This is a genomic window from Bernardetia sp. MNP-M8 (assembly GCF_037126285.1).
Taxonomy (GTDB): Bacteria; Bacteroidota; Bacteroidia; order Cytophagales; family Bernardetiaceae; genus Bernardetia.
Map to the genome: position 1 here is coordinate 604,278 of NZ_CP147012.1, position 15,619 is coordinate 619,896.

The 15,619-nt window shown below is 30.3% G+C and carries 15 protein-coding genes; 11 read left to right on the forward strand and 4 right to left on the reverse strand.

Features of this window, described 5'->3' with window-relative positions; all coding sequences use genetic code 11:
• Positions 1-136 precede the first annotated feature (136 nt).
• The 4 genes from glmS (at position 137) to V9L04_RS02640 (ending at position 4,590) form a co-directional block, all read left to right on the forward strand.
• The gene (gene glmS / locus V9L04_RS02625) at positions 137-1,978 is read left to right on the forward strand and encodes a glutamine--fructose-6-phosphate transaminase (isomerizing) (protein WP_338792514.1); all 1,842 of its coding nucleotides are present in this window, start codon (positions 137-139) and stop codon (positions 1,976-1,978) included.
• A 323-nt stretch (positions 1,979-2,301) separates the two neighbouring features.
• Positions 2,302-3,081 (forward strand): arylamine N-acetyltransferase, encoded by a 780-nt coding sequence (locus V9L04_RS02630; protein WP_338792515.1) that lies wholly within the window; start codon positions 2,302-2,304, stop codon positions 3,079-3,081.
• 139 nt (positions 3,082-3,220) lie between these two features.
• Positions 3,221-3,781: a Crp/Fnr family transcriptional regulator gene (locus V9L04_RS02635; protein WP_338792516.1), complete on the forward strand. Its 561-nt coding sequence runs from the start codon at positions 3,221-3,223 to the stop codon at positions 3,779-3,781.
• Between the two features lie 116 nt (positions 3,782-3,897).
• Positions 3,898-4,590 carry a type 1 glutamine amidotransferase domain-containing protein gene (locus V9L04_RS02640; RefSeq protein ID WP_338792517.1) on the forward strand — a complete coding sequence of 231 codons (693 nt, stop codon included), beginning with the start codon at positions 3,898-3,900 and terminating at the stop codon, positions 4,588-4,590.
• A gap of 63 nt (positions 4,591-4,653) precedes the next feature.
• On the opposite strand, the gene V9L04_RS02645 is transcribed toward V9L04_RS02640, so the two are convergent.
• Together V9L04_RS02645 and rsmI are read right to left on the reverse strand one after the other, a co-directional pair.
• Positions 4,654-5,541, reverse strand: a complete 888-nt coding sequence (locus V9L04_RS02645) for an alpha/beta hydrolase-fold protein (RefSeq protein WP_338792518.1) — start codon at positions 5,539-5,541, stop codon at positions 4,654-4,656.
• A 45-nt stretch (positions 5,542-5,586) separates the two neighbouring features.
• Positions 5,587-6,321: a 16S rRNA (cytidine(1402)-2'-O)-methyltransferase gene (rsmI, locus tag V9L04_RS02650; RefSeq protein WP_338792519.1), complete on the reverse strand. Its 735-nt coding sequence runs from the start codon at positions 6,319-6,321 to the stop codon at positions 5,587-5,589.
• 244 nt (positions 6,322-6,565) lie between these two features.
• Between rsmI and V9L04_RS02655 the strand changes: the two genes are divergently transcribed.
• Entirely contained in the window at positions 6,566-8,299 is a 1,734-nt protein-coding gene (locus tag V9L04_RS02655; RefSeq protein WP_338792520.1) for an amidohydrolase, read from the forward strand.
• A 164-nt stretch (positions 8,300-8,463) separates the two neighbouring features.
• Here V9L04_RS02655 and V9L04_RS02660 read toward each other — a convergent pair whose 3' ends face one another.
• Positions 8,464-9,345, reverse strand: a complete 882-nt coding sequence (locus tag V9L04_RS02660) for an N-acetylglucosamine kinase (protein ID WP_338792521.1) — start codon at positions 9,343-9,345, stop codon at positions 8,464-8,466.
• Between the two features lie 136 nt (positions 9,346-9,481).
• Between V9L04_RS02660 and V9L04_RS02665 the strand changes: the two genes are divergently transcribed.
• The 4 genes from V9L04_RS02665 to V9L04_RS02680 all read left to right on the forward strand — a co-directional run bounded on the left by V9L04_RS02665 (position 9,482) and on the right by V9L04_RS02680 (position 14,076).
• Positions 9,482-11,410, forward strand: a complete 1,929-nt coding sequence (locus V9L04_RS02665; RefSeq protein ID WP_338792522.1) for an AAA family ATPase — start codon at positions 9,482-9,484, stop codon at positions 11,408-11,410.
• A gap of 71 nt (positions 11,411-11,481) precedes the next feature.
• Positions 11,482-12,543: a 5-methylcytosine-specific restriction endonuclease system specificity protein McrC gene (gene mcrC / locus V9L04_RS02670; protein ID WP_338792523.1), complete on the forward strand. Its 1,062-nt coding sequence runs from the start codon at positions 11,482-11,484 to the stop codon at positions 12,541-12,543.
• 19 nt (positions 12,544-12,562) lie between these two features.
• A complete protein-coding gene (locus tag V9L04_RS02675) occupies positions 12,563-13,321 on the forward strand; it encodes a hypothetical protein (protein ID WP_338792524.1) in 759 nt (252 codons plus the stop codon).
• Positions 13,322-13,338: 17 nt separating this feature from the next.
• Positions 13,339-14,076, forward strand: coding sequence for a protein phosphatase 2C domain-containing protein (locus tag V9L04_RS02680; RefSeq protein WP_338792525.1), 738 nt, complete (start codon positions 13,339-13,341; stop codon positions 14,074-14,076).
• A 9-nt stretch (positions 14,077-14,085) separates the two neighbouring features.
• Here the strand turns inward: V9L04_RS02680 and V9L04_RS02685 are convergent, their stop codons facing one another.
• A complete protein-coding gene (locus V9L04_RS02685) occupies positions 14,086-14,454 on the reverse strand; it encodes a hypothetical protein (protein WP_338792526.1) in 369 nt (122 codons plus the stop codon).
• 229 nt (positions 14,455-14,683) lie between these two features.
• Between V9L04_RS02685 and V9L04_RS02690 the strand changes: the two genes are divergently transcribed.
• Positions 14,684-15,175, forward strand: a complete 492-nt coding sequence (locus tag V9L04_RS02690) for a hypothetical protein (protein WP_338792527.1) — start codon at positions 14,684-14,686, stop codon at positions 15,173-15,175.
• A gap of 36 nt (positions 15,176-15,211) precedes the next feature.
• Positions 15,212-15,619: a hypothetical protein gene (locus V9L04_RS02695; protein ID WP_338792528.1), complete on the forward strand. Its 408-nt coding sequence runs from the start codon at positions 15,212-15,214 to the stop codon at positions 15,617-15,619.

Here is a 15,619-nt window from a genome sequence, read left to right on the forward strand (position 1 = left end):
ATAAAATGAGAAATACTTATTTTTTTATAAATCTCTTTTCAAATCAAAAGTGAATTAAAATTATTCTGTAATTTGCTAATAGTAAAGAGTTTAAATTTTTCAAAGAACTCACTAAATCATTAAAAAATACGAATTTATGTGTGGAATTGTAGGTTATATCGGACAACGTGAAGCGTACCCCATCCTTATAAAAGGATTAAAAAGATTAGAGTATCGTGGTTATGATAGCTCTGGAGTAGCATTAATGGACTCTGGTATCAATATTTATAAGAAAAAAGGAAAAGTAGCCGAACTAGAAAGTTTTATACAAAATAAGAGTAAAGAAGGCAAAGTAGGAATTGGACATACTCGTTGGGCAACTCATGGAGAACCTAATGATGTCAATGCACACCCTCATTATTCAGGTTCTAGTCGGTTAGCAATTATTCATAACGGAATTATTGAAAATTATTCCGTCTTAAAACAAGATTTAATCAATAAAGGACATACTTTCAAATCAGACACAGATTCAGAAGTATTTATTCATTTTATCGAAGAAATTCAAGACCAACACAAATGTAGCTTAGAAGAAGCCGTTCGTTTGGCTCTGCATAAAGTGGTAGGAGCGTATGCTATTATTATTATGTCAGAAGATAGTCCTCATCAACTGATTGCAGCACGAAAAGGAAGTCCTTTGGTTATCGGAATTGGAAAAGACCAAGATGAGTTTTTTATTGCTTCTGATGCTACTCCTATTATAGAATATACAAAAGAAGTAGTTTATCTAAATGATGGCGAAATAGCACTTCTGACAAATGACTCACTTACTATCAGAAACATTGAAGATATTCCAACTACTCCTTATATTCATACTTTGGATATGGAATTAGAATCTATCGAAAAAGGGGGTTATGACTATTTTATGTTAAAAGAAATTTTTGAACAACCAAAATCTATTCGTGATGCACTTCGTGGAAGGCTTATTGCAGCCAACGGACACGTAAATTTGGGTGGAATTCATAAATATTTAGATAATCTTGTTAATGCAAAACGTATTGTCATTGTAGCCTGTGGAACTTCATGGCATGCTGGTTTAGTGGCTGAATATATCATTGAAGAATTTGCACGTATTCCTGTTGAAGTAGAATATGCTTCTGAATTTCGTTATAGAAATCCAATCATAGAAGAGGGTGATGTAATGATTGCTATTTCACAATCAGGAGAAACAGCTGATACACTAGCAGCTATTGAATTAGCAAAAAGTAGAGGAGCAATTATTTTTGGAGTCTGTAATGTAGTTGGTTCTTCTATTGCACGAGCAACACACGAAGGCGCATATATTCATGCAGGACCTGAAATAGGTGTGGCTAGTACAAAAGCATTTACAGGACAAGTAACCGTTTTGGCTCTTCTTGGACTTATGCTTGCTAAAGAAAGAAAAACACTTTCTGAAAATCAATTAAAAGACCTTTTACGTCAATTAGAACGTATTCCTCAAAAAGTAGAACAAGCTCTAAAACTAAATACGCAAATAGAAAAAATAGCAAAAGACTTTGTCAATGCTCGTAATTTCTTATATTTAGGACGTGGATATAATTTCCCAGTTGCTTTAGAAGGTGCTTTAAAACTCAAGGAAATATCTTATATACACGCAGAAGGTTATCCTGCTGCCGAAATGAAGCATGGCCCTATTGCGCTTATCGATGAAGAAATGCCAGTAGTGGTAATTGCAACTCGTGATAATTCGTATGATAAAATTTTATCCAATATCGAAGAAGTAAAAGCAAGACGAGGAAAAGTAATTGCTGTTGTGACAGAAGGAGATGCTGCTATTCCAAAAAAGGTAGATTATGTTATCGAAGTACCAAGTACACACGATGCCTTTATGCCTTTAGTTTCAGTTATTCCTCTTCAACTTTTATCGTACCATGTTGCTTTGATGCGTGGTTGTAATGTTGATCAGCCTAGAAATTTGGCTAAATCAGTTACCGTGGAATAAATAAAATTATCCATTATGAAGTAAAATTCAAACAAGAACTCTTTTATTAGAAATAATGAAAGAGTTTTTTATTTTTGAAATTGTGTCTTAATCAGGATGTCAAGCTAAAGGCAATTTGAGAAAATCTAAATCTTGAATGGATTTTTTATTTCCTTAAAGTAAGTTATAGAATTGAAATAACATATAGAATTTGATTACTTTTACACTAGCTTTTTAATAGTAAAAATCGAAGAAAAAGAAGTTTACTTAAGACTAACTAGTTAAAAACAAACAAGTTATTTTCAATAGCAACAACAACCAATAAACACACAAATAATTAAGAAATGAAGTTAGACAATTATCTACGTCGAATAGATTATCGGCAAACCCCACAAAACAACCTACAAACGCTAAACGAGCTACACAAAAAACATGTCTTTGCAATTCCTTTTGAAGATTTGGATATACATTTAAAGAAACCTCTACGTATTGATATAGCTTCTTTGTATCAAAAAATAGTTGTAGAAAAAAGAGGTGGTTTTTGTTATGAACTCAATTTTTTGTTTTATAACCTTCTCAAAGAACTTGGATTTGATGTTCAGATTATCTCAGCAAGAATATATGAAAAGAGAGAAAAATTAGGAGTAGAATTTGACCATTTAGCTATAATTGTGCAGCTAGAAGAAAAGTGGCTTTTAGATGTAGGATTTGGAAATCTTTTTACAGAACCTATGAAAATCCCTTCAAAAATTGATAATTATGTTTATAAAGAAAGAGATTCAATTTACAAAATAAATCAATTGAGCGAATCTAATTATATTTTATCAGAATCTAAAAAGGGCTATAAATTCAAAAAAATCTATGCCCTTGATACAACTCCTAGAAAGATTGAAGAATTTTATGAGCAAATAGACTTCAAACAATATTCAGAAGAGTCTTATTTTGTGAAAAATAAAATTTGTACAATTCCCACAGAACAAGGAAGAATCACCTTGTTCAATAATAAATTTATCAAAACAATGGGCGCAGAGAAACAAGAACGTACAATACAAAATGATGAAGAATTTTACCAAATTTTGAAAGAAGAATTTGATATACATATTTTGGAAGAAAAAGTCTGTTAGTATATAAAAGGAATTTCAAACTAGATTTGGAATTCCTTTTTTTGTTTGAAGAAATCAAAACTATAGAAGATGTAGACAAAATAGTTTACCTTAGAATTTACAAACTCTATTTTACAAATCTGTTTAGCTTTTTGATTCAATGAACCAACATCCTTTATACCATCATATTAATGAAATAGTTGATTTAGAAGAAGAAGAATTTCAAGATATTATAAACTATTTCAAGCCTATATATCGCAAAAAACATCAATTTATTATTGAAGCAGGAAACGATGTAAATTTTGAGTTTTTTGTAATAAAAGGTTGTCTCAAATCCTCAGTTTTTGATGAAGGTGGCAAAGAACATATTATTCAATTTGCCATGGAAAACTGGTGGATTACAGATTATAATGCTTTCCTTCATCAAGAAAAAGCAAAGCTAAATATTGATTGTCTTGAAGATTGCCATTTGCTTGCTATATCCTATCAGCAAAAAGAAGAAATCAGTATTAATAACCCTAAGATGGAGCGTTTTTGGTCAAAAAAGACAAAAACAGGACATGCAGCTCTACAAAATAGAATTCTTTCTCTCATTAAAGATTCTGCCAAAGAACGCTATGAAAGTCTTACCGAAAGTTATCCAGAGCTAATTCAGCGAGTTCCTAAAAAATATATTGCTTCTTTTCTTGGTGTATCAAGAGAAACACTGAGTCGATTATAGTAGATTATAAGTGACATACATCACACTAATTTGGTGACATACATCCTTTGTAAAGGCTACTAATTATCTGACCTTTGTATCAAATAAATTAGAGTAACCAAAAAAATACTATCAAAATGAGCAACACAAAAAATATATTATTTGTCCTTACCTCTCACGACGAATTAGGAAACACAGGAGAAAAAACAGGTTTTTGGATTGAAGAATTTGCAGCACCTTATTACTATTTAGTGGATAAAGGTATAAATGTAGATATTGTAACTCCAAAAGGAGGACAAGCACCAATAGACCCAAAAAGCAATGAGCCTGATTTTCAAACGGAAGCTACAAAACGATATTTTGAAGACGAAAAAACTAAAAATGCAATCGCTAACACAGCTAAACTTTCTGACGTAAATCAAGAAAAATATGATGCTGTATTTTATCCTGGTGGTCATGGCCCTCTTTGGGATTTGGCAGAAGATGCTCAATCTATTAGTTTGTTAGAGTCATTTTATGCAAAAAATAAGCCTTTAGGTCTTGTATGTCATGCTCCTGCTGCTCTTAAACATGTAAAAAATACAGAGGGTGAGCCATTAATAAAAGGAAAAAAAGTAACAGGATTTTCAAATACAGAAGAAGAAGCTGTACAACTTACAAATGTAGTTCCTTTTCTAGTCGAAGATATGATAAAAGAAAACGGAGGACATTATGAGAAAGCTGGTGATTGGTCAGAATTTGCTGTTGAAGACGGACTTTTAATTACTGGTCAGAATCCACAATCTTCTAACTTAGTAGCTGAAAAATTATACACAAAATTGTATTCTTAGATTTATAAAGAATCAATTAAAAGGAATTTCAAACTAGCTTTGAAATTCCTTTTTTTATACCACTTATTTCTTTTTTTCTTCTTCTTTCTTATAAAACTTTTCAAAGGCTTTATAAACAGCTAAATGTAAAATAGTAGCATGATTTTGGTCTAAAATTGGTTCATAAAAAAGGGTAATTGTTCCATTTTTAGTTTCCTCTAGTTTCTTAATTGAATCAACCAGCTTATCAGCCACTTTGTGCATAGTAGGATGCTCTTCGCCTAAAGAAACAAAAATTCGTTTTTTATACTTTGTATTTTCTGCTTTATTTTCAGCAACACTTTTTGATAGATTTTTCAGAAAAAAAATTGAATCTTTAACCATTTTTTGATTATCCCACCAAAGCGACGGACTTACAATTATGTAATCATCAAACAAATAAGGTTTTTTGAATAGAATTTCTGTTGCTAAAAGTCCTCCTAACGATTGTCCGATAATAGTTTTATGAGAATCTGTTTTGTAGTTTTTTTCTATTAAAGGCATCACTTCATTTTCTAAATAGGCTATAAATTTTTCAGAACCTCCATTATTTGGAATTGCTTTTAAATCCTGTTTATCATCACTTGGATACGTAAAATCTCTATATCTTGACTTTCCTAAATTCGAAATTCCGACTACAATAGATTTGGGCAAAATTTCATACATATTCATAAACTGAGTTAATCCTGCAATATGTGGAAAATCCTCATATTGAGAACCATCAAGCACATAGATAACTGGATAAACGATTGCTGAATCTGGATGATAACCTTGTGGTAAATAAATATTCAGAGTTCTTTTTTCTGATAGTTCTTTTGATTCAATTTCTTCAATTACACCAAAAGGAAATACTTGTTTTTCTTGCGCAAAAGATTGAGAAATAATAAATTGAGTGATTAGGATAAAAATTAATGATAAACTGTGCTTTTTCATTTTAGTTGATTGATAAAGTTAAAAATCTTGAGTATATAAAAAGTGTTACTTTTTAATCATAACCGATTTACTTGGTTTGGTCTGTCCTTCTACCACAATTACAAATTCGCCTTTTATTGTTCCTTCATTAGAAAAATAACTTATTATTTCTTCTAAAGTTCCATTTTTGGTTTCTTCATACACTTTTGTAAGTTCACGAGAAACAGACGCATTTCTATCAGTTCCACAAACTTCGGCAAGTTGTGTAAGTGTTTTGATAAGTCGGTGAGGAGATTCGTATAAAATAAAAGTTCGTTTTTCTTCTGCTAGAGCATCCAAATGAGTTTTTCTTCCTTTTTTGTGTGGCAAAAATCCTTCAAAACAAAAACGCTCACTTGGCAGTCCTGATTTTACAAGAGCAGGTACAAAAGCTGTCGCACCTGTCAAACATTCTATATTTAGATTTGCTTTCAAGGCTTCACGAACAAGCAAAAATCCAGGGTCAGAAATGGCTGGTGTTCCTGCATCTGAAACAAGCGCAAAAACACTTCCTTGTTGCATTTGTTCTATCCATTTCTGAACAGTATGATGTTCATTATGAGCATGATAACTCTGTAAAGGTTGTTTTATCTCATAATGTTTTAACAAAACACCTGTCTTGCGTGTATCTTCTGCTAAAATTAAATCTACTTTTTTGAGTGTTTCTAAGGCTCTGAGTGTAATATCTGCCAAATTTCCGATTGGTGTCGGAACAAGGTAAAGCGAAGTCTGATTTTCTATATTTTTTTCTGTATTTTCCATATCACAAAGGTAGAAATAAAGTTAGAAGTATGAAGGCAGAATTTAGAAATCAAATAAAAATCTATACTCATTTTTTAAGAAACTAAAATTTAGTAGAGTCAAAACATATTGCTTTTACTAAAAAGCATATTCAAGTTTAAAAAAAGAAAGAGAAACGACTAAAATTAACTAATTTTGATGCTTATCATAAGTTAAATAAAATTTCATTTAGTTTCTCGTTCTATTTTCAAAGAAAAATCAAATTATGAAACTACCTTTACTTCAATTATCTTTCTTTTCTCATCTTTTCGTTTTAGTCCTTTTTATAGTTATGTCTAGTACACTCTCATCTTGTTCTTCTAAAGAAGCCGTTGATTTAATTGTTCATAATGCAAAAGTTTATACTGTTGATAGCACTTTTTCACAGCAAGAAGCCTTTGCTATTCGTGATGGAAAATTTGTAGAAATAGGTAAAAGTAGAGAAATTTTAAAAAAATATACAAGTGCAAGAATTGTTGATGCTCAAAAAAACTATATTCTCCCAGGTATTATTGATGCACATGCTCATTTATATTGGCTCGGACAAAAACTAGAAGAAGCAGACGTAAGCAAAGCCAAATCATTGGAAGAAGTAATTACTATTTTACAACAATATAGAGAAGCAAATCCAGATAAAAAATGGATAAAAGGCTATGGATGGAATCAAAACAATTGGAGTCCTGCTATTTTACCTACAAAAGAAAAATTAGATGAGGCTTTTCCAGACATTCCTGTTTTTTTGAAACGAATAGATGAACATGTCGCTTTAGTCAATCAGAAAGCATTATCAGAAGCTCGTATCAATCAATATTCCAGAATGCCAAAAGGGGGAACTTTGGGAGTTTATGAAACTAAGGGTGAACAAGGAAAGCTCAATAAAGAACAAGGATTAAAAGGACTAAACGGACTTTTGTACGAAACAGCTATAAACTTAGCAACTGATAAAATGCCTACATTGACAGAGGAAGAAATGAAAAGAGCCTTTCAGGGAGCTGAAAAAGTTTGTTTTCAGAATGGTGTAACTTCGGTAGGAGATGCACTTATGGATAAGAAAATGTTTGAGCTTTTAGATAGCATGCACAGAGAAAAGTCTCTAAAACTGCGTATCTATGCAATGATTGACCCCACAGAAGAAAATCAAGACTATTTTTTAGATAAAGGAACTATCAAAACAGATCGTTTGCATGCAGGAGCTTTAAAACTTTTTGCTGATGGAACGTTGGGTTCGTATGGTGCTGCAATGTTGGAAGCCTATTCAGATAGTGCATCTATGTATGGTGCAATGTGGAGAAGTACAGACGAATATAGACAATTAATCAAAAAATTTGCTGATAAAGGCTTTCAAGTCAATACACATTGTATTGGAGATTCGGCAAATCGTATATTTTTAGATTTATATGGCGAATTTTTGGGAACAGAAGAAAACAAAAATAAAGATTTGCGTTGGCGTATCGAACATGCTCAAGTAGTTCATCATGACGATTTAAAAAAATTCAAGAAATTCAAAATTATTCCTTCTGTTCAGCCTACACATGCTATTTCGGATATGCCTTGGGTAGAAACTCGTTTAGGGAGAGTTCGTATGGGTCATGCCTATGCGTATCGTGAGCTTTATGAACAAAATAATAGGATTGCTTTTGGAACAGATTTTCCAATAGAGGCTGTCAATCCATTTGCTACTTTTCATGCAGCCGTTGCAAGACAAGATGGTTTGGGAAATCCAAAAGAAGGTTTTCAAATAGAAAATGCTGTTACTCGTGAGGTAGCATTGAAAGCCATGACAATTTGGGCAGCTCATGCAGCTTTTGAGGAAAATGAAAAAGGAAGTATTGAAGCTGGTAAATTTGCTGATTTTATCCTTATTGATACCGATATTATGAAAACAGACAACAGACTTTTACGAAATACACATGTTTTGCAGACCTATGTAAATGGCGAGATGGTTTATATTAGTAACTAAATTAGCTTATAGATAAATTTATAATTTAGAGCATAAAAATAGCCTTTTAAATCAATTCAGAGTTGATTTAAAAGGCTTTGTAATTTCTTAGTTTCTTTTATTTTTTGAAATATACTGATAAGTTTAGTTTTTCCAAATCTCAATACATTTGAGTATAATAAATTCTAACTTTTCCCTACCAATCCTTCAATCGGACTTTTAACGACTCTTACTAAATTTCCTTTGCGCTTAGCAATTCGTTCTTTCAAAATCTCTTCAAAAAAATAAGCTACTGAACCCACAGCATAAAAATTGAGATTCAAATCTTTAAATTCTTCTTCTATCCTATTCAAAAATTCGTCAAAAGTAGTAGCTATTAAGTTTCGCACAAAAGAATCATCTTTATATTTGTAAAGAAAAGGAACAAAAGAAGCAAAAAACTCATTTGGTTTTGGTTCTTGATAGGCTCTTTTCAAAACTATTTCTCTATTTAATTTATACTTTTGATAAAACAAATAATGAATTTCTTTAGACAAACGGTTATACAAAAAATCAATAACTAATTTCTTTCCTAAAAATCCTCCACTTCCTTCATCTCCCAACCAAAAGCCTAAATTTGTGAGTTCCTGAGTTATTTTATTTCCATTGTAAAGACACGCATTTGAGCCTGTTCCCAAAATAAGAACGATTCCTTTTTGATTTTCTGAATCATTGTAAGCAGAATGAGCAGCTCCCAAAAGGTCGTGAGCCACTTCTATTTTTTTAGCTTGTGGAAAAAGAGTTTCTAGAGCTGCACAAACAATTTTTCTATTTTCTTCTGTCGAACAGCCAGCACCATAAAACTGAACTTTGGTTACTTTATATAAATACTCTTCCAAATAATCAGATGATTCATTTTGATTTTCAAGATAAGATTTATTGATAAAATCTTTACCTTCTTCTATCATTTGCTGTGTAGAAAGAAAGTAAGGATTCCAACCTCCACTTTTCCAAGTCAGTATTTTTCCATCTTCGGTTTTTAATGCCCAGTCTGTTTTGGTTGAGCCACTATCTGCGTAAAGAATCATTTTTTGGGTTTCGTTTTACTATTTTTTGTAAGTTTATAGCATCAAATTTAGATAAATTATACTATAAAACCTTTTCGTACACTAAAGTGTACGGTACATTTTCGCACCTTAAAAGGTACGCTACAAAAGTACACTTATGCAGAAAACTAAAGAAGAAATTGCCAAAAGTAATAATGAAAATCATAATTATTTTAAATTTTCACCAGGAGAACAAGCTACAAAATGGATACAGTTTTACAAAAAAAATATAATAGCTGTTAATTATCAAAATTTGGGAGTTGGAGATATTTCGACTTATACTTCTCAAGAAGAATTAACGAATGCCATCGATAAATCTTTACATAACAGAACAAATCTGATATGGAACTTGTGGCTCTTCAAAGACGCAAATATTGGCGATGTGGTTTTTGCAAATGAAGGTGTCAATAAATGTATCGGAATTGGAATTATAGAAAGCAATTATTTTTATGATGAAAATACAAATGAAGATGGATTTAATCATATCCGAAAAGTAAAATGGATTACGAATAAAACATACCAACATACAGGAAAAAATGGTAGGCTTTTTCGTCCAGATACATTTAGTCCAACCAACAATTACAAAATTATTTTAGAGCAATATCTATTGAAATATCCTGAACTGATAGAGATTTTTGAAAAGTATAATCTACCAGTCAATATAGATATAGCACAAGAATTAGATGAACAAAACGAATACGAAGAGCAAAAAAACGAAATAGAAAATGAAAACTATTGGTGGCTCAATGCAAATCCAAAAATTTGGAGCATTAGTGAAAGCAAAGTAGGAGATACTCAAACCTATACAGCACTTACAGATAAGGGACACAAACGAAATACATACAGAAACTTTGAAAATGTAAAAAAGAAAGACATCGTTTTAGGATATGAAAGTACGCCCACAAAGCAGATAAAAGCAATTTATGAGATTACGAAGCCTTTGCACGAAATAGAAAATGAAAAACTCATTGAATTTAAACTCATCGAAAAACTAGAAATTCCTATTAGTTGGAAAGAGCTAAAAAATAATGAAGAATTAAAAGACTGTCCTGTTTTGCGTAATAATCAAGGAAGTTTGTTTGAAGTCAGTAAGCAAGATTACAAAATTATTAGAGCTATTATAGAAGAGAAAGAAGAAATAGAAAGGCAGTTAACTAAAAAGGAAAATATCAAAAAATATCACTTCCTAGAAGACAAAGACAAACCATTCATCAGTGAAGAACAATTTCTTCAAACTGTAGAAATTCTGAAAAGAAAGAAAAATATCATTCTGCAAGGCGCAGCAGGAGTAGGAAAAACATTTATTGCTCGCAAACTTGCCTATCAGATTATGGGAGAAACCAATAATCTCAATATCGAAATGGTACAGTTTCATCAATCGTATTCTTATGAAGATTTTATACAAGGACTTCGACCAACAAAAACAGGAGGTTTTGAAGTGCAAAATGGTGTTTTTTATGATTTTTGTAAGAAGGCATTAGCACATCCCGAACGTCATTTTTTCTTTATTATCGATGAAATAAATAGAGGAAATTTGAGTAAAATTTTTGGCGAACTCATGATGCTCATCGAAGCCGACAAAAGAGATGAAAAATTTTCGTTAAAACTCACTTATTCCGAAGAGGAAGAAGACCGTTTTTATATTCCTAAAAATCTCTATCTTATTGGTACAATGAATACAGCTGACCGTTCGCTGGCAATGGTGGATTATGCGCTCAGAAGGCGTTTTGCTTTTGTGAGTTTGAAACCTGACTTTGGAGAGAAATTTAAAAGTTTTCTTTCTCAAAAAGAGATTTCAGAAACTCTTATAACTCATATTTCGAATTCTATTCAAAAAGTAAATCAAGAGATAGCTAAAGATATAAATTTGGGCGAAGGTTTTCAGATTGGACACAGTTATTTTTGTGATTATGAAAAGAAAAAACAAGAAGAAAATGTTTGGTTTAATCAAGTAATTCAATTTGAAATACAACCTCTTTTAGACGAAATTTGGTTTGATGATAGTGAAAAGGTAAGGGAAATGATGAAGATTTTATGGATTAACTAATGATTTAATAGCTAGAGCTAGTTAAAATGAAATTCATTTCGTAATTCGTAATTTTTAATTCGTAATTCTCTATGGCAATCCCAATAAAAAACATTTATTATCTACTTTGTTATGCGTGGAACAAACTAGATGAAAGTCAGCGCATCAACGTTTCGATAGATGACAAAACCGAGCTTTTAGATTTGTTTGCAAAAGTATTGATTACTGCTACAAAAGTGCTTTTAAAACGTGGAATTGATAGAGATTATATCGAAAATGTACAGGAAATAAATGCTGTAAAAGGAAAGTTGCAAGTCAGTCAGACCTTAAAACAAAATCTTTTATCAAAACAAAAAACGGTTTGTAGTTTTGATGATTTTTCATTTAATATTCTTCAAAATCAAATTTTGCTTTCTACTATTCAAAGGCTTATCAACACAAGAAATATAGATAGAAACCTGAAAACAGAACTCATTTTCTTGCAAAAAAAACTTCCCCAAACGATAGAAAAGATTGAACTCAAAAACTCTCTTTTCTCTCAAGTCAAGATTCATAGAAATAACCGTTTTTATGGTTTTGTAATGAATGTTTGTTACATTATTTTTGAAAATACATTGCCTTCTGAAAGTGAAAAAGATAATGAGAAAAGGGATAAAGGAAGTTATATATTTTCAGATTTTACAAGAGATGAGCGGAAAATGAATCAGCTTTTTGAAGCATTTATACGAAATTTTTATAAAATTGAACAAACAAAATTTATAACTGTAAAAAAAGAAATCATAAAATGGGATTTTGAAAATGATTTGGAAGCTGACACGTATTTACCAAGAATGGAAACAGATATTTCGCTAGAAAATGAAACTGAAAAAATAATTATTGATGCCAAATACTATCAAGAAACGATGAAGAAAAATTATGGCAAAGACAAAATACAATCCACTAATTTATATCAATTATTCAGTTACTTGCTCAATCAAGAAGACGGAAATGAAAAGACCATAACTGCAAAAGGGATTTTACTTTATCCAACTATAGAAAAAGAGTACAATCTGAGTTATCAATTCAAAAATCATCAAATCCAAATAAAAACACTAAATTTGAATGCTGATTGGAGAGAAATTGAAAAACGTTTGAAGGAAATTATCGAAGTTTGATTATAACTAGAAATCTAAAATGAAAATTACATTATTTGCCTTACTAATTTTATTATTTTTCATATCCTGTAGTTCTGAAAAAGAAACTCAATCTAATACAGATGCAATCCAGATAAGTAATAGTAAGAATCAAGAAACAAGAAATAATTTTGTTGAAATAAATCAAAAACAGGTAAATCTACAAAAGAAAAAGATTAAAAAAAGAATTGGAAAGGATTCTATTTTTATTGTAAAGTTTGAGAAATTAAATATCAAATTTGTTTCTTCTGATATTGAAAATGGAAGAGAAGAGTTTGAAAAATTTTATAAAGATTCTATTAAAATTAATTCAGGACTTGGAGAAAATTTTGAAAATAAATCATTTGAAATTATTCAAAAAGATTCTTCTATTGCAAATGTAGAAGTATTTGAGAGTTACCAAACTAGTTTAGGGGTTTCTGATGAAGGAGCGCATCTTGATTTATTGAACTGGAAGCATTTTAACTCAGAATGGCAGAAATTAAGTGTAAAAAAGAATTCATTTATTTCTAAAGAATATTCTAAAAAGGAGTCTGAATTATTTCCGAAAGTAAGTACAAAACAGATTTTAGAAGCTGTTAGTATTGAATATGGAGGCGAAGAAAATAAATTTACAGAACGAGCTAAAAATTGTAAAAATGCAAATGGTTATCCTTGTTCTGTTATGATTAATCGATTTAATTTTAAAATTGTTGTAACAGATAAAGATGGAAGCAAAACGAATTATTTTATATTGATAAATTTGCCAATGGGTTGTTAGGAAATAAAATAATAGAAATGAAAATATACACCACCTTACAAATTGGAGAGTTCCATACCAGTTACTGCGAAGATTTTTTGATAAAAGAACAACTTGCTTCTAATCAAATCTTGATTGCTGTTATGGATGGTTGTACGATGGGAACAGAGTCTGTTTTTGCTTCCATTTTATATGGTAAAATCCTTAGAAAAATAGCTAAGAATACATTTTATCAAGAGTTTATCTCAAAGCAAAATCAAGAAACAGATTTGCAATCAAAACTCAAAACTATCCTTCAAGAACTTATAGAAGACACAAAAGAAATAAAGAACAAATTAGGTTTAGAAACAAACGAACTGCTTTCTACGCTTATTTTGGGAATTATTGATACAAAAAATTACAACGCTGAACTAATAACAATAGGCGACGGACTCATTTGTGTAGATGCAAAACTCACAGAATACGAACAAAACAACACGCCAGATTATTTAGGGTATCATTTGACTGAAAATTTTGAAGAGTTTTATAAAAAACAACAACAAAAACTTTCTATTTCTAATTTTGAAGATTTATCAATTTCTACAGATGGAATATTTACGTTCAAGAATTTAAAAAATCAAAATCAGCAGAAAAGTGAATCTGAAATAATTGATTATCTTTTAGTAGATTATCAAGAATCCGAATTTGATAATTTTTTAGATAGAAAAATCAGGAATTTAAAGAAAATAAATCACCTAGTTACAGATGATTTGGCTATTATTCGCATCAAAAAATAATTACTACTTTCATTTTTTCATTGAATCTTTAGTGCTATTTTCTTCAATTCTTCCTTTTGTTTCAGCTATTTTTTCTATCAAATACTTTTTTGTTTCAGCATCAGTAACATTATTTAAAGCCATGTCATAGAGTGTTTGAGCTTGTTTGAAGTTACTGGCAAAATAGAAACTATCTGCTTTTTTGATAAGCAGACCTTCAAGTTTGTTTTTATTGCGTTTTTGTGGATTTTGAGCTTCTTCTTTATGTATCTGCACACCCAAAACCTCTTTATCTATTGTATTTTTAACTTGATTTTTAGAGGTACAAGCAGCACAAAGAACAACAAAGAAAATAGAAAAGGAATTTAATACCCTTTTTTGAAGTAAAAAAAAATTCATAAATTATATTGTGAAAGTAGAGTCAGAAGAATAAAAAGTCAAATGCTTTTACAAAATTGCAATCTAATGAGGAAATTTAGTAAATTATTGCTGTTTTATAAAATTTATAATTACATTGTTTAAGTGCAAGTTTGATTGGTTTTGATATGCTAGAATATCAATAAAGAGATTGCTATTTCCGTGACATAATTGAGTTAATCTGAATTATTATTTTTAAAATTTGAATAAAATGCAAACTATCAATGCTTTTTTTTATGGTATAATTACTTTCATTTTGCTAATAGCTGTTGGTGTTATCTACTTTTTTGGAAACAAATTTTTAGAGGATGAAAATGATTTAGTTGGAGATTGGAAAATAGAAAACGTCAATTCAAATCCTATTAAAAATAAAAAGTATTACTCCAAAGAGCAAGAAAAAATTCTTTTGCAACGAGATTCTATTCTAAATTTAAAAAAAGATTCCCTATTTTTAGAGTTTACAACCAATACATTTGTTTTTAGAAATACAAATAATGGAAAATTAGAAACTAATTTCTTTGAAACAGAGAAACCTATTTCTTGGCATTATTTGAAGGACCGAAATCAAATTGCCTTATACAGAAAAAAAGAACCTGATGTCTTTTGGGAAATAAAAAAACTTTCAAATTCTACTTTGATTATCAAAACTATTTATGGAGTTAGTGAATGGGAAATAGAATTTTCTAAAAGAATGAGAAGGTAAAACTCACAATCTCAAATAGTTAAATTAAAAACACTTATGAAAAACAACATATCTTTAGGCAAACGTATTATGAACCTTGCCAATCAACTCAATGATAAAATTTATGACCTTTTGTACAAAACTGAAAGCAGCACAACCGAAATACATGCACAATTACAAAAATGGTTTGATGAGTATGTCGCCCAATTTGTAGAACTAGGAAAAGAAAAAGAAGCTTTATCAGCCGAAGAGCGTGAAAAAGTAGATAATAATATTATGCAAGAGTATTTCAAATTAGACCAAGAAAGGCATAATGCTATTTACATAAAAAAACATGAAGAACTTAATGAAAAAAGTGAAGATACGGCAAATCTACTTTTAAAATTTAATATTATTACACAATACAGTGATTTTACATTACTCAAAAAACAAAACCCAGAAGAAGCCGAACGATTGGGTTTATAG

Coding starts and splice junctions, on each gene's coding strand:
- V9L04_RS02635 (WP_338792516.1), top strand. CDS start 3,221: ATGAACCAACATCCTTTATACCATCATATTAATGAAATAGTTGATTTA.
- V9L04_RS02630 (WP_338792515.1), top strand. CDS start 2,302: ATGAAGTTAGACAATTATCTACGTCGAATAGATTATCGGCAAACCCCA.
- V9L04_RS02695 (WP_338792528.1), top strand. CDS start 15,212: ATGAAAAACAACATATCTTTAGGCAAACGTATTATGAACCTTGCCAAT.
- V9L04_RS02640 (WP_338792517.1), top strand. CDS start 3,898: ATGAGCAACACAAAAAATATATTATTTGTCCTTACCTCTCACGACGAA.
- V9L04_RS02685 (WP_338792526.1), bottom strand. CDS start 14,454: ATGAATTTTTTTTTACTTCAAAAAAGGGTATTAAATTCCTTTTCTATT.
- V9L04_RS02675 (WP_338792524.1), top strand. CDS start 12,563: ATGAAAATTACATTATTTGCCTTACTAATTTTATTATTTTTCATATCC.
- V9L04_RS02645 (WP_338792518.1), bottom strand. CDS start 5,541: ATGAAAAAGCACAGTTTATCATTAATTTTTATCCTAATCACTCAATTT.
- V9L04_RS02690 (WP_338792527.1), top strand. CDS start 14,684: ATGCAAACTATCAATGCTTTTTTTTATGGTATAATTACTTTCATTTTG.
- V9L04_RS02660 (WP_338792521.1), bottom strand. CDS start 9,345: ATGATTCTTTACGCAGATAGTGGCTCAACCAAAACAGACTGGGCATTA.
- glmS (WP_338792514.1), top strand. CDS start 137: ATGTGTGGAATTGTAGGTTATATCGGACAACGTGAAGCGTACCCCATC.
- rsmI (WP_338792519.1), bottom strand. CDS start 6,321: ATGGAAAATACAGAAAAAAATATAGAAAATCAGACTTCGCTTTACCTT.
- V9L04_RS02655 (WP_338792520.1), top strand. CDS start 6,566: ATGAAACTACCTTTACTTCAATTATCTTTCTTTTCTCATCTTTTCGTT.
- V9L04_RS02680 (WP_338792525.1), top strand. CDS start 13,339: ATGAAAATATACACCACCTTACAAATTGGAGAGTTCCATACCAGTTAC.
- V9L04_RS02665 (WP_338792522.1), top strand. CDS start 9,482: ATGCAGAAAACTAAAGAAGAAATTGCCAAAAGTAATAATGAAAATCAT.
- mcrC (WP_338792523.1), top strand. CDS start 11,482: ATGGCAATCCCAATAAAAAACATTTATTATCTACTTTGTTATGCGTGG.